This window comes from Rhodopseudomonas sp. (genome assembly GCF_036404135.1).
Taxonomy (GTDB): Bacteria; Pseudomonadota; Alphaproteobacteria; order Rhizobiales; family Xanthobacteraceae; genus Rhodopseudomonas_A.
Genome location: NZ_DASWPE010000037.1, coordinates 13,316 through 34,620, shown reverse-complemented (window position 1 = coordinate 34,620; position 21,305 = coordinate 13,316). Strand labels below are relative to the sequence as shown.

The following is a 21,305-nucleotide window of genomic DNA, read 5'->3' as shown; positions in this document are numbered from 1 at the left end:
GTCGTTGCCGATCAAGGCGCGGCTATGGCGCGACCAAGCCGTGGCTGCGGAACACGTCGCGGGTGCGTTCGATGAGCTCGGGCGATGGTGCTTCGGTGTCGGCGAGCCGATACGGCACGCCGACGTCGGCCCATTTGAACGCGCCCATGTTGTGGAACGGCAGCACGTCGACGCGCTCGACATTGCCGAGGTCGCGCACGAAGCCGGCCAGGCCTTCGATCTCGTCGAACTTGTCGGTGAGGCCGGGTACCAGGACGTAGCGCAGCCACACCGGCTTCTGCATCGCCGCGAGGCGGCGGGCGAACACCAGCGTCGGCTCAAGCGCGACCCCGGTGAGGTTTTGGTAGGTCGTCTCGGAGAACGCCTTGATGTCGAGCAGCACCAGATCGACGTCGGCCAACAGATAGTCGTCGGCATGGGCGCCGAGGAAACCCGCGGTGTCGAGCGCGGTGTGCAGCCCCATCTCCTTGCAGCCGCGCAGGATGGCGTGGGTGAAGTCCGGCTGCACCAAGGGCTCGCCGCCGCTCAGCGTCACCCCGCCATGGGCGTGCATCAGAAACTTGGTATAGGTCGCGATGTCGCGCAGCACCTCGCGCGAGTTGGTCGGCTTGCCGTGGTGCATGTGCCAGGAATCGGGGTTGTGGCAGTATTGGCAGCGCAGCAGGCAGCCCGCCAGGAACAGCACGTAGCGAATGCCAGGACCGTCGACGGCGCCGCCGATCTCGGTGGAATGCACCCAGCCGTTGATGGCCGGGCGGACGGCGCGCAACCCCGAAGGTTTGCGCGCCGCGGTAGCGTAACCGGCGTTGGCCTGGTCAGTGTACACTATGGAAGGTCCGGGAGATGACGTCGAGCTGCTGCTCGCGCGTCAGCTTGGTGAAGTTCACCGCATAGCCGGAGACCCGGATGGTGAGCTGCGGATAGAGCTCCGGGTGGTCCATCGCGTGCAGCAGGGTCTCGCGATCGAACACGTTGACGTTGATGTGGTGGCCGCCTTGCGCGAAGTAACCGTCGAGCAGGCCGGTCAGGTTGTTGACGCGGTCGGCTTCGTCGGCGCCGAGCGCCGAGGGCACGATGGTGAAGGTGTAGGAGATGCCGTCCTGCGAATGCGCGTAGGGCAGCTTCGCGACCGAAGCCATCGAGGCCACCGCGCCCTTGATGTCGCGGCGGTGCATCGGGTTGGCGCCCGGCGCGAACGGCTCGCCGGCCTTGCGGCCGTCGGGGGTGTTGCCGGTCTTCTTGCCGTACACCACGTTGGAAGTGATGGTGAGCACCGACATGGTGGCGACCGAGTTGCGATAGGTCTTCTGCTTGCGCAGCCGCTCCATGAACTCTTTCACCAGCCAGATCGCGATCTCGTCGACGCGGTCGTCATTGTTGCCGAACGCCGGATACTCGCCTTCGATCGCAAAGTCGGTGGCGAGCCCGCGGGCGTCGCGGATCACCTTGACCTTGGCGTGCTTCATCGCCGACAGGCTGTCGGCGGCGACCGACAGGCCGGCGATGCCGCAGGCCATGGTGCGCAGGATGTCGCGGTCGTGCAGCGCCATCTCGATCCGCTCGTACATGTATTTGTCGTGGCAATAGTGGATGGCGTTGAGCGCGCCGATATAGACCTTGGCGAGCCAGTCCATCATCGGGCCGAGTTTGGCCTTGACGTCCTCGTAGTCGAGCACGTCGCTGGTCACCGGCGCCAGCGTCGGGCCGATCTGTTCGCCGGACAGTTCGTCGCGTCCGCCGTTGATGGCGTAGAGCATGGTCTTGGCGAGGTTGGCGCGGGCGCCGAAGAACTGCATCTGCTTGCCGATCCGCATCGCGGAGACGCAGCAGGCGATGCCGTAATCGTCGCCCCAATAGGCCCGCATCAGGTCGTCGTTCTCGTATTGGATCGAGGAGGTGCGGATCGAGGTCAGCGCGCAATAGTCCTTGAAGCCCTGCGGCAGGTTGTCCGACCACAGCACGGTGAGGTTGGGCTCCGGCGCCGGGCCCAGCGTCTCCAGCGTGTGCAGGAAGCGGAAACTCGACTTCGTCACCAGCGGACGGCCGTCGAGCCCCATGCCGCCGATCGATTCGGTGACCCAGGTCGGATCGCCGGAGAACAGCGCGTCGTACTCCGGCGTGCGCAGGAAGCGCACGATGCGCAGCTTCATGACGAAGTGATCGACCAGTTCCTGCGCGGTGGCTTCGTCGAGCACGCCTTCGGCGATGTCGCGCGCGAGATAGATGTCGATGAAGTTCGACACCCGGCCGAGCGACATCGCGGCGCCGTTGGATTCTTTCACCGCGGCGAGATAGGCGAAGTAGGTCCATTGGATCGCTTCGCGGGCGTTGAGCGCCGGCTTGGAGACGTCGAAGCCATATTGCTTCGCCATCACCACCAGTTCCTTCAGCGCGCGGATCTGCTCGGCGATCTCCTCGCGCTGACGCAGCACGGCGTCGTCGAGGCTGTCCAGTTCGAGGCTGGCGGCCTGCTCCTTCTTGTCCTCGATCAGCCGGGCCGCGCCGTACAGCGCGACGCGGCGATAGTCGCCGATGATGCGGCCGCGGCCATAGGCGTCGGGCAACCCGGTGATGATGCCGGACTTGCGACACTTCACCGCGTCCGGCGCATAGACGTCGAACACCGCGTCATTGTGGGTCTTGCGCAGCGTCGGGAAGATCTTCTCGAAGCTCGGATCGACCTTGAAGCCATAGGCGTCGAGCCCGTTCTTCACCATGCGCCAGCCGCCGAACGGCATGATCGCGCGCTTCAGCGGCGCGTCGGTCTGCAGCCCGACGATCTGCTCGAGCTCGCGGTCGATGTAGCCGGAGCCGTGCGACACGATCGAGGAAAACACCGTGGCATCGACGTCGAGCACGCCGCCGCGGGCGCGCTCGGCCTGCAGCAGTTGCTTCAGCTTGCTCCACAGCGCCTCGGTGCGCGCGGTCGCCGGCGCCAGGAACGTGGCGTCGCCGGTCCACGGCGTGACGTTGTTCTGGATGAAATCACGAACCTCGATGTCCCGGGTCCAGCGGCCACCGGCAAAATCCCGCCATGGATCGCTCGGGATCGCTGCGGCGGCCGCGAACTCGATGGTGTTCTGCACTTGGATATTCATGATGCCACCTCGTTGGATGAAAGGTCGTGCGTTGGCGTGGCGCCGTGCTGGGTGATGCCTCGCAACCGTCTACGCAGCGCGCTCGTGTCTAATGACGCTCGGGTCTGAACAATCCGTGTTCCGACGTGGGACGGCACGTCTGAACATCGCCTATTCCATTGCGAGCATCGCCCCGCTTCTCAACCTGGCGCCGCGCGGCGACAGGCTTCAAACCCGCGTCGCTCGCCACCGCAACTGCGGCCAGGACAGCGAGAGCAACGAGCGGGCACCGCGTCACAGATCACCGCCGGGTTTGCCCGTCATCGGGGCAGCGGCATCAGCTTGGTCAAACGCCGCACCGCCTTGCCGTTTGTGCCCTCAGTGATCGGGAAGATCCATCACGCCGACATCGGCGTCGCGCCGGCGACGCTCGCTTGCCACAACCTGGCTCGGGAACCGTCCCTTTAACGCTGCGATCCGCCCAATTCCGACCGTTCTCGCAGATGCGAGCGTGAGGCAGTCGCGTCGGGATGTCAAGGAACATGCGCGTGCAAACGAGCATGCTGCCGATGCTGAACGGCTTGGCAAACAGCCGGCCGTTGTAGAACGCGGCGGTTGAAAGCTGGCGAGGCGGAGCAGTGCCGACGGGGACCTGATCCGGCAGGGCGACGCGCCGGATGTCTCTGCCGTCGTCATCGCGGGAATGGTCGCGCGCTATCATCTGCTGCCGAATGGCCATAGGCAGTATTCGTCGTTTCACATGGTCGACGATATGCCGGATTCACAGGCGCTGTTTGTCGACAAGATGGATCATGCGGTATGCGCGATCGGCCGGCGCTGATCGCGTCGATTCCGCACAACGAACTGCGGGCCGCGTTCCATCGCCGACCGCCGATCGGCTTTGCGCTCTGGCGGGAAACCCTGATCGATGCCGCGATCTTTCGCGAGGCGATCACCGACAACAGCGCCAGAACGATGCCGGCCCGGATGGCACCTGTTCTGCGAACTGGTCTATCGCGCTCGCGCCTCCGGCTTGCCCCAGGGAAACAAGTTCGCGGCTCCGATCACGCTGGTGCAATTGGGTGAAACCCGGGGATTGTCCATCGGTCAATCGCACCTTGCAGGAAATTCGGGAATCTCGCGCGGCGAACTTTGGCCGCGGCGAACTGCAGATCGAAGATTGCCGGCGCCTGACGGAGATCGGCCAGTTCAGTCCGACGTATTTGCACCTGAAACAGCCGCGGTAGCGTGGCCGCTGAGACTTCCCGGCGTCATCGGGGCTCGGGCGACTGCATCGCTGCGAATCCCGTCCCCCAGACGCGCCGGTGCGGGCCGCGAGAGGGCGGGCGAGTGCAAATCTGGCCTGCCGGCGAGGCGAGAAGCGGAATTCTATTCCTCGGATCGCCGCAACAACGCCAATTTCCTCCCTGGCTTACTCCTGTAAGGTCCCGGATACGCGATCCGATTGCGCGGCCTCGCTGCTACTGTTTCGCCAAGGCAGAAATGTCATGTGGAACGGACAGTGACGATGCAGACGATTGGCTTGATTGGCGGAATGAGTTGGGAAAGCACTGCAGTGTATTATCGCCGATTGAACGAGCAGATCCGCACCCGGCTGGGCGGATTGCACTCGGCGGACATTCTGATGCGGTCGATCGATTTCGACGCCATTGTCAGCCTGCAGAAGCAGGGTCATTGGGACGAGGCCTGCCAGATCCTGGCCGACATCGCCCGGGTGCTGGAACAGGGCGGCGCCGGCTGCCTGTTGATCTGCACCAACACCATGCACAAACTCGCCGACGAGGTGCAGCAGGCGGTGTCGATTCCGCTGCTGCATATCGCGGACGTCACCGCCGAAGCGGTGAAGGCCGAGGGGTTGCGCCGGCCGCTGTTGCTGGCCACCCGCTACACCATGGAACAGGACTTTTACGTGGAGCGGTTGCGCGACCGTTTCGGGCTCGATCCGGTGATTCCGGATGCCGAGGGGCGGACGGTGATCCACGACATCATCTTCGACGAATTGTGTCAGGGCATTGTTAGCGACGCATCGCGGAATCTCTATCTCGAGGTGATCGCGCAGGGTAAAGCCAAGGGCGCCGATTGCGTGATCCTCGGCTGCACCGAGATTTGCCTGCTGGTCGGGCCGGAGCATATCGATCTGCCGGTGTTTGATTCAACGTTGCTGCATGCCGACGCCGCCATCGAGTTCTCGATGGCCAAGCTGGCGCCGCGGCCGCGCGCCGCATGAATCAGCCCTCGTGATCAGCAAGACGTGAAACGAACGATCTTGCAAATCTCCCGACAACGCAGCTAAGGCAGGACAAGTATGAGCGATCCGGTTGCCGCCATTGCCAAGATCCGGCCTGTTCTCGATCACGTCGTCATCAATGTGATGGGCAGGCTGGACGAAGCGGCGGCGCAATATGCAAGGCTTGGATTCCAGCTTACCGAACGCGGCCACCATACGCTCGGCTCCAGCAACAATCTGGCGATCTTCGGCAATGATTATCTGGAACTGCTCGGCTATCTGCCGGGGCGGGAGACCCAGCGCGCCGACCTCTGGGCGCATCCGCCGGGGCTGACCGGGCTGGTGTTCAAATCGGTCGATGCCGATCTGGCCTATTGCACCTTGCAGGCGCGCGGCGTGCCGGTGCAGCCGCCGATGAGTTTTGCCCGCCCGGTGACGTTGGCCGAGGGCACGCATGACGCGCGCTTCAAGGTCATTCGCGTCAGCGGCGGGCAGGTCGAAAATGGCCGCACCTTCTTCTGTCATCACGATACGCCGGAACTGGTGTGGCGCCCGGAATGGCAGCAGCACCGCAACGGCGTCACCGGCATCGCCGAATTCGTGATCGCCGCGCGGAACCCGGCGCGCACCGCGTCGCTCTACGAACAGATGTTTGGCGAGGGGTTGTTGTCGCAGATCAGTGGCGGGGTGTCGTTCCGCGCCGGAGCGGCCACCGTGCTGGTGCTGCAACCTGACGCGGTCGCCGCGCGCTACGCCGGAGCGCCGCTGCAAAGCGCGGATGGCTCCGATCGCATGGTCGCGCTGGTGTTCAGGGTGGCGTCGCTCGACACGCCGCGGTCGGTGTTCGATGCGGCCGGGATCGCTTACCAGAGCTATGCCGGCGGCATCATCGTGTCGCACGCCGAAGCCGCCAACGTCGCACTGGGATTCACCGCATGAGCTCCGCCATCATCAACGATTTCACGCAAAGCTTTGCGCTCGACTACAACGGCGCGCGCAGCAAGTTCATCGCCACCGCCGCCGCGCTGGGGTGCGAGCTGTCGCAATATCAGCATCCGACCAAGACCGCACCGGACGGCGGGCCGCTGTCGATCGACGTGGCGCGGCTCGGCGATAAGCGGGCCCCGTCGCAGCTGGTGATCATCAGCGGCACCCATGGCCTGGAAGGGCTGAGCGGGTCGGCGGCGCAGATCGGCTGGATGCAGAGTAAATTCGCCCGCGCGCTGCCGCGCGGCGTCTCGGTGCTGTTGGTACACGCGCTGAATTCCTATGGTTTCGCCTGGGGTACCCGCACCACCGAGAACAACGTCGATCTGAACCGCAATTTCATCGATCACGACGCGCCCTATCCCGCCAACCCGGGTTATGCGACGCTGTATCCGCATCAGGTGCCGGACGACTGGACCCCGGCGGCACTATTGCCTTACACGGAAGCCGTCGCTGCGTTCCAGGCGGCGCACGGCCCGGACGCGCTGTTCGATGCGCAGGCGAGGGGACAATACGAGTTTCCGCAGGGCACCAATTTCGGCGGCACGCAGCGCGAATGGTCGAATCTGACGCTCGAGCGCATCGTTGCCGATCATCTCGGCGCGGCGCAACGCGTCGGCTTCATCGATTGGCACACCGGCATCGGCGACTGGGCGAAATCGTTCTTTCTGTGCTTCAACGACGAGCCCGGCGCGCTGCATGCCGAGGCCGTGCGGTGGTGGGGCAAGGAGCGCATCGTCGGGCAGCGGCCGCACAATGTGGCGCGGCCGAATTATCAGGGGCTGGTGTTTCACGGCCTCACCAAATTTCTCGGCGGCCGGCCGATGGTCGGCGCGGTGATCGAATTCGGCACCCGCGGCGCCAATGTCCGCCAGGCGCTGCGGCTCGATCAATGGCTGAAATTCAAGGCCGAAGCGGACAGCGAACAGGTTCGCCTGCTGCGCGCCGACCTGCACGACTGCTTCGTGCCGGTGTCGTCGCATTGGCGCGGCGAAACCACAGACCAAGCGATCTCGATTACCCAACAGGCCATCGAGGGACTGACGACCTGGTCCCTCGCGGCCACAGCAGCCTAAAAAAACGGAGCGAAACAGCACATGCGAGCGGTGGTCCTTCACGAACATGGTGACAACGACAAATTGCAATTCGTCGCGGATTATCCGACGCCGAAAGCCGGCGAGGGCGACGTCGTCGTCAAGGTCAAGGCCTCCTCGATCAATTATCACGACGTATTCACCCGGCGCGGCATGCCGGGCATCAAGGTGCCGCTGCCGGTGATCATCGGGCTCGATGTGGTCGGCGAGATCAGCGAACTCGGCGCCGGCGTCACGGGCTGGAAGCTCGGCGACCGCGTCTTGATCGACCCGGTCAACCGCGTCGAAGGCGGCTTGATGGGCGAAACCCAGGATGGCGGGCTTGCGGAATATTGCCGCGCCAAGGCCCACCAATTGGTGAAGATTCCCGACGCGGTGACGTTCGAGCAGGCAGCGGCGTTGCCGGTGGCGTATGGCACCGCGATCCGGATGATGAACACCATCGGCAAGATCAAGGCCGGCGAAAAGGTCTTGATCCTCGGCGCCAGCGGCGGCGTCGGCGTCTGCTGTGTGCAGCTCGCCAAGCTTGCCGGCGCCTATGTGATCGCCTGCGCCGGCAGCGAAGAGAAGGGTCGCCGGCTGACCGAACTCGGCGCCGACGAGATCATCCTCTACACCCAGGCCGATTTCATGAAGACGGTGTTCGAACGCCACGGCAAGCCGCATCGCCGGCGCTTCGTGGAAAGCGGCGGCGTCGACGTAGTGGTGAATTTCACCGGCGGCGACACCTGGGTGAAATCGATGCGCGTGCTCAAGGTCGGCGGACGGCTTTTGACCTGCGGCGCCACGGCCGGCTATTCGCCGCAGGAAGACTTGCGCTTCATCTGGACCTTCGAACTGCAGATCCTCGGCTCCAACGGCTGGGAGCGCGACGATCTGCCGAAACTGTTCGATCTGGTCGAGAGCGGCAAGCTGAAGGTGCTGATCGACAAATCCTATCCGCTGGAGGACGCCAAGGAGGCGGTGCGGGTGATCGAAGACCGCGCGGTGTTCGGCAAAGTCGTGGTGACGCCATGAGCAAGCCCGCGCCGCTGACCGCGGCCGAAATTCAGGCGATGCTGGATGCTTCGCCGTTCGCGCTGTTTCTCGGATTGACCGTGACCTCGGCCGATCCTGTGAAGCAGGAGGTGACGATGCGCTCGCCGATGCGCGCCGAATTCGAACGCCGTCCCGGTTCCAAGCAATGGCATGGCGGCGTGATCGCGTCGCTGATCGACACCGTCGGCGATTTCGCCGTCGGCATGATGGTCGGCCGCGGGCTGCCCACCGTGAACTTCCGGGTCGATTATCTGAAGCCGGCGGTCGACACAGCGCTGGTGGCGGTGTCGCGGGTGCGCCGCGCCGGCAAAAGCGTCGGCGTCGCCGACGTCGACGTGTTCGACGACAAAGGCGCGCTGCTGGCGATCGGACGCGGCACCTATTCGACGCTGGAGTCGAAATAGCATCGCAAGCAACGGACGACGACGGTTCGACGCACGGGCAACGAAGGAACACAGATGAGCAGGTTTTCGCGACGTGACTTTCTGCTGACGAGTGCGGGCGTGGTGCTGGCGAGCCGGCTCGGGGTCTCCGGGGCTGCGGCGGCGACGCCGAAGCGCGGCGGAACGCTGATCGGCACCTGGGGCGGCTTCGAGCCGCAGTCGCTGTTCGTTCCCGCGGGCGGCGGATCGAGCCCGTATTTCACCTCGACCAAGGTGGTGGAGCGGCTGTTCCGGCTCACCGTCGACTTGAAATTCGAGCCGGTGCTGGCGCTGTCGATCACACCCGCCGCCGACTTCCGCAGCTACACCATCAAGCTACGCGACAAGGTGATCTGGCACGACGGCAAGCCGTTCACCGCCGATGACATCGTCTACAACGCGATGGAATATTGGAAACCGATCTCGGCCGGCGTGTCGCTGGACGCGCTGGACACCGCGGAAGCGATCGATCCGCTCACCGTGCTGTTGAAGTTCAAGGCGCCGGTGCCGGAATTCTTCCTCAAATCGGTGCTGTCCGGCAAATCCGGCCTGGTGATCCCCAAGCACATCTATGCCGGCAGCAACATTATCACCAATCCGATCAACAATACGCCGATCGGCACCGGGCCGTTCAAGGTCAAGGAATGGGTGCGCGGCAGCCACGTCGAATATTCCCGCAACGAGGCCTATTGGAATCCGGGACTGCCCTATCTCGACAAGCTGGTGATCCGCTGGTGGCGCGATCCGGCGTCGCGGTCCGCGGCGTTCGAGGCCGGCCAGCTCGACATCGGCACCTTCAATCCGATTCCCTATCCGGAAATCACCCGGCTCACCGCCGGCGGCAAATTCGTCGCCGAGACCAAGGGCTATTCCAACTCCGCCTGGATCGCCACCGTCGAGTTCAACCAGCGCCGCGAGATCTTCAAGAAACGCGAGGTGCGCCAGGCGCTGATGATGGCGATCGATCGGCAATTCATCTCCGAGACGATCTTCTTCGGTCGGGCCCAACCCTCGATCGGTGTGGTGCACAACTCCAACGCGATCTTCTTCACCAAGGACGTTCAGGCCTATCCGTTCGACGTCAAGAAGGCGGCGGCGATGCTGGACGCCGCGGGCTATCCGGTGAAGGGCGGCTCGCGCTTCAAGCTCAGCCTGGTGTCGGCCGGCTGGTTCGAAGAAAACGTCAAGATGGGGCAATATCTCAAGCAGGCGTTCGAGGACCTCGACATCACCGTCGACCTCGCGGTGCCGGACCGCGCCACCTCGCTGAAGCGGATCTACACCGATTACGACTACGACGTGGCGATCTCGAACAATTCCGGGGGCATCGAGTTGGTCCCCACCACCACGCAATATTACACCACCGACGGCATCGTGAAGGGCGCCGCGTTCCGTAACGCCACCGGCTATTCCAATCCGGAACTCGACAAGATCGTCAGCAACATGACGGTGGAGACCGACGAGCCGAAGCGCATCGCGCTCGCCAGGGACTTCAACCGCCTCGCCACCAGCGAGGCGCCGATCCTGCCGATGGTTGATCTCGAGCCGGTGACGATCGCGCGCTCCGACGTGCGCGATCATTCGCTGACCGCGGACTTTATGGGTGAAAGCTGGGCTGAACTCTGGCTCGATCGCTGACAGCGGAGGCAACGTGCGTCGCATCATCATTCGCCGCCTCATACAGATCATCCCACTGATCTTCGGGGTGATCGTGCTCAACTTCGTGCTGATCCATTTGGCGCCGGGCAGCCTGTTCGACGTCATGACCTCGGAGCAGCAGGTCACCGATCCGGCGATGCTCGATCAGCTGCGCCATACCTACGGGGTCGATCAGCCGACTTCAGTGCAGCTCGTCAAATATATCTGGTCGGTGATGCGGCTCGACCTCGGCTATTCCTACCGGCAGAACGCGCCGGTGCTCGACGTGATCGTGGAGCAGTTGCCCTCGACGGTGATTCTGATGCTGTCGGCGACCGCGATCGCCTTGCTGGTCGGCATAACTGCCGGCGTGTTGGCGTCGGTCAAGGTCAATACCATCTGGGACAATCTGATCTCGCTCGGCGCGGTGTTCTTCTTCGCGGCGCCGAGCTTCTGGCTCGGCATCATGATGACCGTGCTGTTCGCCGTGAAGCTCGGCTGGTTTCCGGTCGGCGGCATGCGCACCATCGGCACCGAGCAGGGTACGTTCGGCGACGCGCTGGATGTGATGCACCATCTGGTGCTGCCGGCGACCGCGCTCGGGCTGTTCTATGCCGCGACCTATGCCCGGGTGATGCGGGCCTCGATGCTGGAGGTGTTCCGGCTGGATTTCATTCGCACCGCGCGCGCCAAGGGGCTGTCGCGCGGCCGCGTGGTGATCGCGCATGTGATGCGCAACGCGCTGTTGCCGATCGTGACGTTGCTCGGGCTGCAGCTCGGCACCATTCTCGGCGGCAGCGTGGTGATCGAGGCGGTGTTCAGTTGGCCCGGCATCGGCAGCCTGTTGTTCGACAGCGTGATGAGCCGCAACTTTCCGATGGTGCTTGGCGTATTGGTTCTCGGCTCGCTGCTGGTGGCGGTGTCAAACGCCGCGGTCGATTTGATTTATCTGCGGCTCGATCCGCGCATTCGGGCGAGGTAGCGCATGCTGAGCCAGATGATCGATTTTGCCCGCCGCTTCGCCCGCAACCGCGCCGCGCTGGTCGGCTTCGTGCTGGTGATCCTGGTGATCGGCGTCGCGCTGGCGGCGCCGTGGCTGTTTCCGCGCAATCCGTTGCGGATCGTCGGCAAACCGGAGATCTGGCCGTTCGTGTCGTCGCGCTATCCGCTCGGCACCGACTCGCTCGGCCGCGACATCGCCGCGATGATCGCCTACGGCGCGCGCACCACCTTGCTGATCGGGCTGTGCGCCAGCCTCACCGCGACCATCATCGGCATCAGCGTCGGCGCCACCGCGGCATATTTCGGCGGCTGGGTCGACGAATTGTTGATGCGCTTCACCGAACTGTTCCAGACCATCCCCAACCTGATCTTCGTGCTGACCATCGTCTCGATCCTCGGCCAGAAGATCGAATACGTCACCATCGCGGTCGGTATCGTCACCTGGACGCCGATTGCGCGGCTGACGCGTGCCGAATTCATGTCGCTGCGCGACCGCGAATTCGTGCAGGCCTGCCGGGCGATGGGGATGGGCAATCTCCGCATCATGGTCGGCGAGATCCTGCCCAACGCGCTGCCGCCGGTGATCGTGCTGTCCTCGCTGGTGATCGCCGGCGCGGTGCTGTTCGAATCCGCGGTGTCATTCCTCGGGCTCGGCGATCCCAACGTCTCGAGCTGGGGCCGGCTGATCGGCGACGGCCGCACCCTGATCCGCAGTTCCTGGTACATCTGCGCGGTGCCGGGACTGGCGATCATGCTCACCGTGCTGGCGCTCAATCTGGTCGGCGACGGGCTGAACGACGCGCTCAACCCGAAGCTGAGGGACCGCTGATGGCCGTCACGCTGGCGCCCGCTTCGCCGCTGTTGGAAATCGACCGGCTCGAGGTCTCTCTGTTCACCCGCCGCGGCGTGCTGCCGGCGATCGACGGGCTGTCGCTGACGGTCTCGGCCGGCGAGACGCTGGCGATCGTCGGTGAATCCGGTTGCGGCAAATCGCTCGCCGCATTGTCGGTGATGCGGCTGCTGCCGGAGCCGCCGGCCAGAATCGTCGGCGGCGCGATCCGTTTCATGGGCCGCGATCTCGCAGGCCTGTCCGATCGCGAGATGCAGCGGGTGCGCGGCCAGGACATTTCGATGATCTTTCAAGATCCGATGACCTCGCTGAACCCGGTGATCACCATCGGCGATCAGTTGATCGAGGCAATCCGCTGCCACGCCGACGTCTCGCGCAAGGAAGCGTCGAACCGCGCGGTCGAGATGCTGCGGCGGGTGCGGATTCCGGACGCCGAGCGGCGCCTCAACGACTATCCGCACCAGATGTCGGGCGGCATGAGCCAGCGGGTGATGATCGCGATGGCGATCGCCTGCGGGCCGAAGCTCTTGATCGCCGACGAGCCCACCACCGCGCTCGACGTCACCATCCAGGCGCAGATCCTCGATCTGATGAAAGAGGTGCAGAGCGACACCGGGATGGGGCTGATCATCATCACCCACGATCTCGGCGTGGTGGCCGAGACCGCCGACCGCGTGGTGGTGATGTATGCCGGCCGCAAGGTCGAGGAGGCGCCGGTCGAAGGCTTGTTCGAGCGGCCGCTGCATCGCTACACCCGCGGCCTGCTCGGCGCCACGCCATCGGCGTTGCGCCACGGCAACCGGCTGGTGGAAATCGCCGGCAACGTGCCGGCGCTGGAGAACCTGCCGAGCGGCTGCGCGTTCCAGAATCGCTGCCCCGACGCCTTCGACCGCTGTCGCGCCGAGCGTCCGGTGCTGAAGCCCTTGCTGCCACACCGCACCGCCGCCTGTTTCGCCGCCGAAGAGGAGTTGTCGCGCGATGTCGCTGCTATCGGTTCTTAGCCTTTGCGTGCAATACAAGACCGCGCAGGGCACCGTGCGCGCGGTCGACGACGTCAGCTTCGAGCTCGATGCCGGTGAGACCGTCGGCCTGGTCGGCGAATCCGGCTGCGGCAAGTCGACGCTGGGCAAGGCGGTGATGCGGTTGGTGCCATGCTGTGACGGCCTGGTGGTGCTCGACGGCCACGACATCACGCATGTGCACAGCCGCGCGCTGAAAGACGCCCGCAAGACCATGCAGATGATCTTCCAGGATCCCTACGGCTCGCTCAATCCGCGGCACAATGTCGGCACCATCGTCGGCCAGCCGCTCAGCGTCGCCGGCTGGTCGCGCCGCGACATTCGCGATCGGGTCAGTGAGCTGTTGGAAAAGGTCGGGCTGCCCAAAGAGGCGGTGCGGCGCTATCCGCACGAATTTTCCGGCGGCCAGCGGCAGCGGCTCGGCATCGCCCGGGCCTTGGCGCTCAGTCCGAAAGTGATCATCTGCGACGAGCCGGTCTCGGCGCTCGACGTTTCGGTGCGTGCCCAGGTGATCAACCTCTTGGAAGATCTGCAGCAGTCGACCGGGGTGGCCTATCTGTTCATCTCGCACGATCTGTCGGTGGTCGAGCACATCTCCGACCGCCTGATCGTGATGTATCTCGGCCGCGTCGTCGAGAGCGGCCGCAGCGAAGACGTCTGGCGGCAGCCCGCGCATCCTTACACCCAGGCGCTGCTGGCGGCGGCGCCGGTGGCCGATCCGCGGCTGGCGCGCAGGCGCGGCAAAAGCATCCTGCAGGGCGAGTTGCCGAGCCCGCTCAACCCGCCGCCGGGTTGCAGCTTCAATACCCGCTGTCCGTTCGCGCAGGAGCGCTGCCGGCAGGAGCGCCCGATGCTGCGCCCGCTCGGCGACGGGCGCCGGGTGGCCTGCCATTACGATCTGCTGGAGCATCCCGCGGCGATGCCGTTTGCGGACGCGGCCCAGTGACACGTCGGAGTTGTTTGGAGGATGGCGATGCGTTGGCATAATCTCGGAGACTTGGTCGACCGCAGTCGCGACCTCGATCGCGAGGCGATCATCGACCTCGTCGATCGCGAGCATCCGCGCCGCTACAGCCATCGCGAGGTCGATCGGCTGGCCAACGGCGTGGCGAACTATCTCACCGCGCAGGGTTTCGCCCGCGGCAGCCACATCGCCATCGCGGCGTTCAACCGCGCCGAATATATCATCAGCTATTTCGGCATCATGCGCGCCGGCTGCGTCGCGGTGCCGGTCAATATCAAGCTGCCGCGCGACACCATCGACTATGTGATGGATGACGCCAAGATTGCGCTTGCCTTCGTCGACGCGGCGCACCGGCCGCTGGTCCGCGACGGCATCACGGTTATCGATTTCGACGACGCTGGCCCCGGCGGCTTTGCCGCGACCATCAAGCCCGGCGAGTTCGACAGCGTGAAGGCCGCGCCCGACGAGATCGGCCAGATGCTGTACACCTCGGGCTCGACCGGGCGGCCGAAGGGCGTGCCGCTGACGCATCACGGGCAATTGTGGGCGATCTCCACCCGCACCAGCGGCGCGCTCAACGAGAATGAGCGCTACATCATCGCCCAGCCGCTGTTTCACATGAACGGGCTGTTCGCGATCAAGACGATTTTCGCCACCAACGCCGCGGTGGTGCTGCTGCCGTCGTTCGAGGTGCGCAGCTATATCGACGCGCTGGCGACCTACAAGGTGACGGCGGCCACCGCGGTGCCGACGATGTGGGCTCGAGTCGTCAAGGAGCACGAGCTGCTGGCGACCCACGACATCACCTCGATTCGGCGGCTGATGCTGGGCTCGGCGCCGATGACCATGGCGCTGTGGGACAAAATCAAACAGGCGATCCCGAACGTCGTCATCACGCTGGGTTACGGCACCACCGAGGCCGGGCCGGCGGTGTTCGGTCCGCATCCGCAGGGCATTCCGACGCCGCCGATGGCGCTGGGCTATCCGATCAATCCCGACGACGTTCGGCTGGCGAATGGCAGCGAGAGCGAGGGCGTGTTGCTGATGCGCAATCCGGCGCTGATGCCGCGCTATCATAACCTGCCGCAGCAAACCGCGAAGGCGATCGCCGACGGCTGGTATTACAGCGGCGACGTGATGCGCCGCGACGCCAACGGCTTCTACTATTTCGTCGGCCGCGCCGACGACATGTTCGTGTGCTCCGGCGAGAACATCTATCCCGGCGAGGTCGAGAAGCTCTTGGAGCGCCACCCGCAGGTGCAGCAGGCGGTGGTGGTGCCGCTGCCCGACGAGGAGCGCAGCCAGGTGCCGGTCGCCTTCATCGTCAGCCGCGCCAAGGCGCCGCCGAGCTTCGACGAGATCCGGCAATTCGCCATCGCCAACGGCCCGGCCTATCAGCATCCGCGGCGGATCGAATTCGTACACGAATTGCCGTGGGCCGGCACCAACAAGATCGACCGCAAGAGCTTGATCGAGCGCGCCCGCACGCTTGAGGCCAATCGCGGGTGGTCGGCGTGACGAAGCCGTTGTCCGGAAAGATCGCGCTGGTGACCGGCGCCAGCCGCGGCATCGGCCGGGCGATCGCCAAGCGGTTGGCCGCCGACGGCGCCACCGTTGCGGTGCATTACCATGCCGCCGAGGACGCGGCGCAGCAGACCGTCGCGGAGATCGTCGCGGCGGGCGGTGCGGGCTTTGTGCTGCAGGCCGATCTGTCGGCGCGGAGCGGCGCTGCAACGCTCGCCGAGCGATTGTCGGAGCAACTGATGGAGCGGTTTCGCAGCGCGCAATTCGATATTCTGGTCAACAATGCCGGGCTCAGCAAACGCGCCACCATCGAGGACGTCACCGAGGAGGATTTCGATCGGTTGCTGCAGACCAATCTGAAATCGCCGTTCTTTCTGATCAAGGCACTCTTGCCGCAGCTGCGCAATGGCGGGCGCATCGTCAACATTTCCTCGATGGGAACGCGCGCGGCCTATCCCTTGATGGCGGCCTATGCGCCGGCGAAGGCCGGCCTCGAGGCGCTCAGCCGGTTGCTGGCGCAGCATCTCGGTCCGCGGCAGATCACGGTGAATTCCGTGCTGCCGGGCGCCACCGCCACCGACATGAACGTGACCGCCCGCGATCCGGTGGCGAGCCGCGCGGTCGCCGAAACCATCGCGCTTGGCCGCGTCGGCCAGCCCGAGGATATTGCCAAGGTGGTGGCGTTTCTCGCCTGCGATGACGGCGGCTGGGTCACCGGCCAAGAGATCGATGCCAGCGGCGGCCAGCGCCTGTAACGCGGCCTTCGCCGCCAAAGGAATTTTGATGAGCTTCGTTGACCCCTCGGCCTTCACCACCCGCCCGGAAATCGTCGGCACCTTCGGCGTCGTGACCTCGACGCATTGGATCGCCACCGCGGTCGGCATGTCGATCCTGGAAAAAGGCGGCAACGCGTTCGACGCCGGCTGCGCGGTGGCCTTCGTGTTGCAGGTGGTGGAGCCGCATCTAAACGGCCCCGGCGGCGACGTGCCGGTGATCCTGCACGACGCCAAGCGCGACCGCACCGAGGTGATCTGCGGGCAGGGCACCGCGCCCGCCGGCCTCAGCATCGCGCATTGCCGCGAGCTTGGGCTCGACCTGGTGCCCGGCACCGGACTGCTGGCCGCCTGCATTCCCGGCACCTTCGATAGCTGGATGCTGCTGCTGCGCGATTACGGCACCATGGATCTGGTCGAGGTGCTGGCGCCGGCGATCGCCTATGCGCGCCGCGGCCATCCGCTGGTGGAGCGCGCCAGCGCCACCATCGCCACCGTCAAGCAACTGTTCCTCGAGCATTGGCCGACCTCGGCCGCGGTGTTTCTGCCGAACGGTGAGGTGCCGGCGCCGGGCACGCAGTTCAAGAATCCCACGCTCGCCGACACCTATCAGCGGGTCCTCCAGGAGGCGCTCGCCACCGGCGGCAATCGCTTGACGCAAATCGAAGTCGCGCGAAAAACTTGGTCGGAGGGGTTCGTCGCCGAGGCGATCGACAAATTCTGCCGCGCGCCGGTGATGGACGTCACCGGCCGGCCGCATGCCGGCGTGTTGACCGGCCAGGACATGGCGAATTGGCAGGCCAGCGTCGAGCAGCCGGTCGGCTATGATTACGGCCGCTACCGCGTGCTGAAGGCGGGGCCATGGACGCAGGGCCTGGTGGCCTTGCAGCAACTGGCGATCCTGAAAGGCTTCGATCTCGACAGGCTGAGCCCGGTCGATCCGGAGTTCATCCATCTGGTGGTCGAGGCCTCGAAATTGGCCTTCGCCGACCGCGAGGCGTTTTACGGCGATCCGAAATTCGCCGACGTGCCGATCGAGATTCTGCTGTCCGATGCCTATAACGCGGTGCGGCGGGCGCAGATCGGCGAGATGGCGTCGATGGAATTGCGGCCCGGCAGCATCGACGGCTTCTCCGGCAAGGTCGACGCGCGGGTGTCGAGCGGCGCGCGGGTCGCGGTCGGCGCCTCCGGCGCCGGCGAGCCGACGGTCGGGCGGATGGGCAATGTGCGCGGCGACACCGTGCATTTCGACATCATCGACAAGGACGGCAACATGATCGCCGCGACGCCGTCGGGCGGCTGGCTGCAGAGTTCGCCGATCATTCCCGAGCTCGGCTTCGCGCTCGGCACCCGCGCGCAGATGTTCTGGCTCGACGAAGCCCATCCGGCGGCGCTCGCGCCCGGCAAGCGCCCGCGCTCGACGCTATCGCCGACCATGGCGCTACGCGACGGCAAGCCGTATCTGGCTTGGGGCTCGCCCGGCGGCGATCAGCAGGATCAGTGGATTCCGCAGTTTTTCCTGCGCCACGTCCACGCCGGGATGAATCTGCAGGAGGCGATCGACGCGCCGGCCTGGCACAGCGAGCATTTCCCGGCGTCGTTCTGGCCGCGGCAATCGCGGCCGGGCGTGCTGGTGGTGGAAAATCGTCTGCCGAAGGCAACGATCGAGGAGCTGCGCCGCCGCGGTCATGTCGTCGAGATGGGCGAGGACTGGTCGGAAGGCCGCCTGGTCGCGGCGTCGCTCGACGGCGGCTATCGCCGCGCCGCCGCCAATCCGCGCGGCATGCAGGCCTACGCCAGCGGACGATAGCGCGCTGTCGCCGCACACGGCCGGCGCAGGGCCATCTAAATCCACGCAGCGTCACGTTCGGCAGGCGATCGTTTGGCGTCGCCTGAGCGCGGTGTTGACGCGGCCGTCGTCATCATGACATCAAATCAAGCGCCGGCGTGCTTCGACAATGCGCAGCCTGACGAATGTTTATGCTCGCGAATGCGTTTGCCTCGCAATATCCTTGCACAATTGCGGCGTTAGGTGACATGATTATGCTCCCGCCGCGCTGAATTGGAGGCCAATATGCTCGATGAGCTCGACCGCAAGATTCTCGCAACCTTGCAGGTAGACAGTAGTCTGTCGATGCAGGAGGTCGCCGAGCGGGTCGGACTGAGTTCGACGCCGTGTTGGCGTCGGATTCAGAAGCTGGAGAATTCCGGCTACATCAAGCGCCGCGTCGCTCTGCTCGACGCCGAGAAACTCAACCTCGGCGTCAGCGTGTTCATCGCGGTGCGCACCAATCAGCACAGCGCCGAATGGGTGCAGCGGTTCCGCAAGATCGTCGTCAGCTTCCCCGAGGTGGTCGACTTCTATCGGTTGAGCGGCGACGTCGATTATCTGATCCGCGCCGTGGTCTCGGACATCAAGGCCTATGACGATCTGTATCAGCGGTTGATCGCCAAGATCGATCTGCAGGACGTCTCCTCGATGTTCACCATGGAGCAGATCAAGTCGACCACCGAATTGCCGCTGATGAATGCCTCGGCCAAACGCGGCCACAGCGACGCTGCGACCGAACGGCGTCTGGCTTTTGCGCAGTGACGAAGCGCGCGGCCTGACGATGCGCGGGCGTTGCGCCCGCGCGCCCTGCATTTGATGAGGCGTCGCAACCGATCGGCACGACCGGGTGAGCCGCGCGCCCGACGCGGCCTGCACGCAGCGCGTTCAGCCCAGATGATGCACCTCTTGCAGCCCGTAGACCGGCGTCGCAAGGCCCTCCATCCGGGATTTCAATTGCAGCGACAAAAACTGCGAGTAGTGCCGCGACTGGTGCAGGTTGCCGCCGTGAAACCATAGTCCCGGTTGCTGCGTCGGCTTCCACATGTTGCGCTGCTCGCCTTCCCAGGGGCCGGGGTCCTTCCGGGTGTTGGAGCCGAGCCCCCAGCATTTGCCGACCTTGTCGGCGACCTCCTTGGAAATCAGCTCGGCGGCCCAGCCGTTCATCGAGCCGTAGCCGGTGGCGTAGACCACGAGATCGGCCGGAAGCTCGGTGCCGTCGGTCAGGATCACCGAATGTTCGGTGAGGCGTTTCACATCGACGCCGCTCTTCAGCTTGATGCTGCCATTGGCGACCAGTTCGGAGGCGCCGACGTCGATGTAGTAGCCGGAGCCGCGGCGCAGATACTTCATGAACAGGCCGGAGCCGTCGTCGCCGAAGTCGAGCATGAAGCCGGCCGCCTCGAGACGCTTGTAGAAATCGGCGTCGCGCTCGCGGATCGCGTTGTAAATCGGTATCTGGAATTCGTGCAGGATCTTGTAGGGCAATGAGGCGAAGATCAGGTCGGCCTTTTCGGTGGTCATGCCGTTGCGCACCGCCTGTTCGGAATACAACGGGCCGAGCCCGATCTCCATCAGCGAATCCGACTTCACGATGTGGGTGGAGGAGCGCTGCACCATGGTGACGTCGGCGCCGGCTTCCCACAGCGCCGCGCAGATGTCGTGTGCGGAATTGTTGGAGCCGATCACCACCGCCGTCTTGCCCTTGTAGGCGTCGGGCCCGGGATGCTGAGAGGAGTGATGCTGGTCGCCTTTGAACAGCTCCATGCCTTCGAATTTCGGCATATTGGGCTTGGCCGACATCCCGGTCGCCAGCACCAGTTGCTTGGGCTTCAGCACGATCTCCTGGCCGTCGCGCTCGACCACCACGGTCCATTCGCCGGCCGCTTCGTCGTATTTGGCCTTTTTGCAGGTGGTCGAACTCCAGTAGTTCAGCTCCATCACCTTGGTGTACATCTCCAGCCAGTCGCCGATCTTGTCCTTCGGCGAGAACACCGGCCAGTTCGCCGGGAACGGCAGATAGGGCAGGTGATCGTACCACACCGGATCGTGCAGGCAGAGCGACTTGTAGCGCTTGCGCCAGCTATCGCCGGGGCGCTGGTTCTTTTCGATGACGAGGGTCGGCACCTTGAGCTGGCGCAGCCGCGCCGCCAGCGCAATGCCGCCCTGGCCGCCGCCGACGATCACGCAATAGGGCTGCCGGCTGATGCCGAGCTCGGCGGCCTCCTGCTCGCGCTCCTCCTTCCAGGTCTTGCGATTGCGGTCGGCGCCGTGCTTGGCGCCCATCGGCCGGTCGAAGCCCTGCGGCTCCTCGAATCCCTTGAGTTCGACCATGGTGGTCAGCAGCGTCCAGATCCGCCCCTGCTTCAACCGCAGATGACCGAAGCCGCGGGCGACCGCGGTTTCGAACTGGATCCAGCTTTCGATGATGCCGTCGGCCTCGGAGGAAGCTTCGCCCTCGGCGATTCTCCAATGCGAGGGTTTGGTGTCGGCGAGCCGCGCCTCGAGCATCGCGCGGACCGCGTCCTTGCCCTCCATGGTCTTGATATTCCAGGTGAAGGCGACGAGGTCGCGCCAATAGCAATCGGTCTGAAACAGCTCGAGCGCGGCCTCGACCTCGCCGGCGGCCAACGCCTGGTCCAGTGTCGCGAGCAGTTCGGAGACTTTGCCGTTGGGGGCCTTGTCAAGCATCGTGATGTCCTCCCGCCTGTGATGATTTTTACGACGCGCCGATGCGCCGGCACGTTCTTATCAGGCGATCCTAACATCGCTGTTTTCGCGGTGGCGAGTGCGAAGCGGGGGGCTTTTGAAGTTGTGATAGCAACGGCGCACTGCACAATA

The 21,305-nt window shown here is 64.9% G+C and carries 18 protein-coding genes; 15 read left to right on the top strand and 3 right to left on the bottom strand.

Annotation, left to right across the window (positions count from 1 at the left end):
• Positions 1–22: 22 nt before the first annotated feature.
• Both pflA and pflB read right to left on the bottom strand, forming a co-directional pair.
• A complete protein-coding gene (pflA, locus tag VGC77_RS04245) occupies positions 23–826 on the bottom strand; it encodes a pyruvate formate-lyase-activating protein (protein WP_331170325.1) in 804 nt (267 codons plus the stop codon).
• On the bottom strand, positions 816–3,098 hold the full coding sequence (pflB, locus tag VGC77_RS04240) for a formate C-acetyltransferase (protein WP_331170324.1): 2,283 nt from the start codon (positions 3,096–3,098) through the stop codon (positions 816–818). Before pflB ends, pflA begins: the two co-directional genes overlap by 11 nt.
• A 798-nt stretch (positions 3,099–3,896) precedes the next feature.
• On the opposite strand from pflB, the gene VGC77_RS04235 reads away from it, so the two are divergent.
• The 15 genes from VGC77_RS04235 to VGC77_RS04165 all read left to right on the top strand — a co-directional run bounded on the left by VGC77_RS04235 (position 3,897) and on the right by VGC77_RS04165 (position 19,229).
• Positions 3,897–4,163, top strand: a complete 267-nt coding sequence (locus VGC77_RS04235; protein WP_331170323.1) for a hypothetical protein — start codon at positions 3,897–3,899, stop codon at positions 4,161–4,163.
• 442 nt (positions 4,164–4,605) lie between these two features.
• Entirely contained in the window at positions 4,606–5,325 is a 720-nt protein-coding gene (locus VGC77_RS04230) for an aspartate/glutamate racemase family protein (RefSeq protein WP_331170322.1), read from the top strand.
• Positions 5,326–5,403: 78 nt separating this feature from the next.
• Entirely contained in the window at positions 5,404–6,264 is an 861-nt protein-coding gene (locus VGC77_RS04225; RefSeq protein ID WP_331170321.1) for a VOC family protein, read from the top strand.
• On the top strand, positions 6,261–7,388 hold the full coding sequence (locus VGC77_RS04220) for a M14 family metallopeptidase (RefSeq protein ID WP_331170320.1): 1,128 nt from the start codon (positions 6,261–6,263) through the stop codon (positions 7,386–7,388). The genes VGC77_RS04225 and VGC77_RS04220 overlap by 4 nt, the downstream gene beginning before the upstream one ends.
• A 21-nt stretch (positions 7,389–7,409) precedes the next feature.
• The gene (locus VGC77_RS04215; RefSeq protein WP_331170319.1) at positions 7,410–8,423 is read left to right on the top strand and encodes a quinone oxidoreductase family protein; all 1,014 of its coding nucleotides are present in this window, start codon (positions 7,410–7,412) and stop codon (positions 8,421–8,423) included.
• The gene (locus tag VGC77_RS04210) at positions 8,420–8,848 is read left to right on the top strand and encodes a PaaI family thioesterase (RefSeq protein ID WP_331170318.1); all 429 of its coding nucleotides are present in this window, start codon (positions 8,420–8,422) and stop codon (positions 8,846–8,848) included. Before VGC77_RS04215 ends, VGC77_RS04210 begins: the two co-directional genes overlap by 4 nt.
• Before the next feature lie 54 nt (positions 8,849–8,902).
• Positions 8,903–10,504, top strand: coding sequence for an ABC transporter substrate-binding protein (locus VGC77_RS04205; protein ID WP_331170317.1), 1,602 nt, complete (start codon positions 8,903–8,905; stop codon positions 10,502–10,504).
• Positions 10,505–10,517: 13 nt separating this feature from the next.
• The gene (locus VGC77_RS04200) at positions 10,518–11,486 is read left to right on the top strand and encodes an ABC transporter permease (protein ID WP_331170316.1); all 969 of its coding nucleotides are present in this window, start codon (positions 10,518–10,520) and stop codon (positions 11,484–11,486) included.
• Between the two features lie 3 nt (positions 11,487–11,489).
• Entirely contained in the window at positions 11,490–12,335 is an 846-nt protein-coding gene (locus VGC77_RS04195; protein ID WP_331170315.1) for an ABC transporter permease, read from the top strand.
• Positions 12,335–13,357, top strand: a complete 1,023-nt coding sequence (locus VGC77_RS04190; RefSeq protein WP_331170314.1) for an ABC transporter ATP-binding protein — start codon at positions 12,335–12,337, stop codon at positions 13,355–13,357. Before VGC77_RS04195 ends, VGC77_RS04190 begins: the two co-directional genes overlap by 1 nt.
• Complete coding sequence (locus VGC77_RS04185) at positions 13,335–14,321, top strand: dipeptide ABC transporter ATP-binding protein (protein WP_331170313.1); 987 nt, start codon at positions 13,335–13,337, stop codon at positions 14,319–14,321. The genes VGC77_RS04190 and VGC77_RS04185 overlap by 23 nt, the downstream gene beginning before the upstream one ends.
• A 27-nt stretch (positions 14,322–14,348) precedes the next feature.
• Complete coding sequence (locus tag VGC77_RS04180) at positions 14,349–15,857, top strand: class I adenylate-forming enzyme family protein (RefSeq protein ID WP_331170312.1); 1,509 nt, start codon at positions 14,349–14,351, stop codon at positions 15,855–15,857.
• Positions 15,854–16,618: an SDR family oxidoreductase gene (locus VGC77_RS04175; protein ID WP_331170311.1), complete on the top strand. Its 765-nt coding sequence runs from the start codon at positions 15,854–15,856 to the stop codon at positions 16,616–16,618. The genes VGC77_RS04180 and VGC77_RS04175 overlap by 4 nt, the downstream gene beginning before the upstream one ends.
• 28 nt (positions 16,619–16,646) lie before the next feature.
• Positions 16,647–18,446: a gamma-glutamyltransferase family protein gene (locus VGC77_RS04170; RefSeq protein WP_331170310.1), complete on the top strand. Its 1,800-nt coding sequence runs from the start codon at positions 16,647–16,649 to the stop codon at positions 18,444–18,446.
• A 264-nt stretch (positions 18,447–18,710) separates the two neighbouring features.
• Entirely contained in the window at positions 18,711–19,229 is a 519-nt protein-coding gene (locus tag VGC77_RS04165) for an Lrp/AsnC family transcriptional regulator (protein WP_331170309.1), read from the top strand.
• 123 nt (positions 19,230–19,352) lie between these two features.
• Here the strand turns inward: VGC77_RS04165 and VGC77_RS04160 are convergent, their stop codons facing one another.
• Positions 19,353–21,155, bottom strand: coding sequence for an NAD(P)/FAD-dependent oxidoreductase (locus VGC77_RS04160; RefSeq protein ID WP_331170308.1), 1,803 nt, complete (start codon positions 21,153–21,155; stop codon positions 19,353–19,355).
• Between the last annotated feature and the right edge of the window lie 150 nt (positions 21,156–21,305).

Bases quoted from the DNA above. Each gene is read 5' to 3' on its own strand.
- VGC77_RS04160 (WP_331170308.1), bottom strand. From the start codon at position 21,155: ATGCTTGACAAGGCCCCCAACGGCAAAGTCTCCGAACTGCTCGCGACA.
- VGC77_RS04185 (WP_331170313.1), top strand. From the start codon at position 13,335: ATGTCGCTGCTATCGGTTCTTAGCCTTTGCGTGCAATACAAGACCGCG.
- VGC77_RS04195 (WP_331170315.1), top strand. From the start codon at position 11,490: ATGCTGAGCCAGATGATCGATTTTGCCCGCCGCTTCGCCCGCAACCGC.
- VGC77_RS04220 (WP_331170320.1), top strand. From the start codon at position 6,261: ATGAGCTCCGCCATCATCAACGATTTCACGCAAAGCTTTGCGCTCGAC.
- VGC77_RS04215 (WP_331170319.1), top strand. From the start codon at position 7,410: ATGCGAGCGGTGGTCCTTCACGAACATGGTGACAACGACAAATTGCAA.
- VGC77_RS04190 (WP_331170314.1), top strand. From the start codon at position 12,335: ATGGCCGTCACGCTGGCGCCCGCTTCGCCGCTGTTGGAAATCGACCGG.
- pflB (WP_331170324.1), bottom strand. From the start codon at position 3,098: ATGAATATCCAAGTGCAGAACACCATCGAGTTCGCGGCCGCCGCAGCG.
- VGC77_RS04210 (WP_331170318.1), top strand. From the start codon at position 8,420: ATGAGCAAGCCCGCGCCGCTGACCGCGGCCGAAATTCAGGCGATGCTG.
- VGC77_RS04230 (WP_331170322.1), top strand. From the start codon at position 4,606: ATGCAGACGATTGGCTTGATTGGCGGAATGAGTTGGGAAAGCACTGCA.
- VGC77_RS04235 (WP_331170323.1), top strand. From the start codon at position 3,897: ATGCGCGATCGGCCGGCGCTGATCGCGTCGATTCCGCACAACGAACTG.
- VGC77_RS04165 (WP_331170309.1), top strand. From the start codon at position 18,711: ATGCTCGATGAGCTCGACCGCAAGATTCTCGCAACCTTGCAGGTAGAC.
- VGC77_RS04225 (WP_331170321.1), top strand. From the start codon at position 5,404: ATGAGCGATCCGGTTGCCGCCATTGCCAAGATCCGGCCTGTTCTCGAT.
- VGC77_RS04170 (WP_331170310.1), top strand. From the start codon at position 16,647: ATGAGCTTCGTTGACCCCTCGGCCTTCACCACCCGCCCGGAAATCGTC.
- VGC77_RS04180 (WP_331170312.1), top strand. From the start codon at position 14,349: ATGCGTTGGCATAATCTCGGAGACTTGGTCGACCGCAGTCGCGACCTC.
- VGC77_RS04205 (WP_331170317.1), top strand. From the start codon at position 8,903: ATGAGCAGGTTTTCGCGACGTGACTTTCTGCTGACGAGTGCGGGCGTG.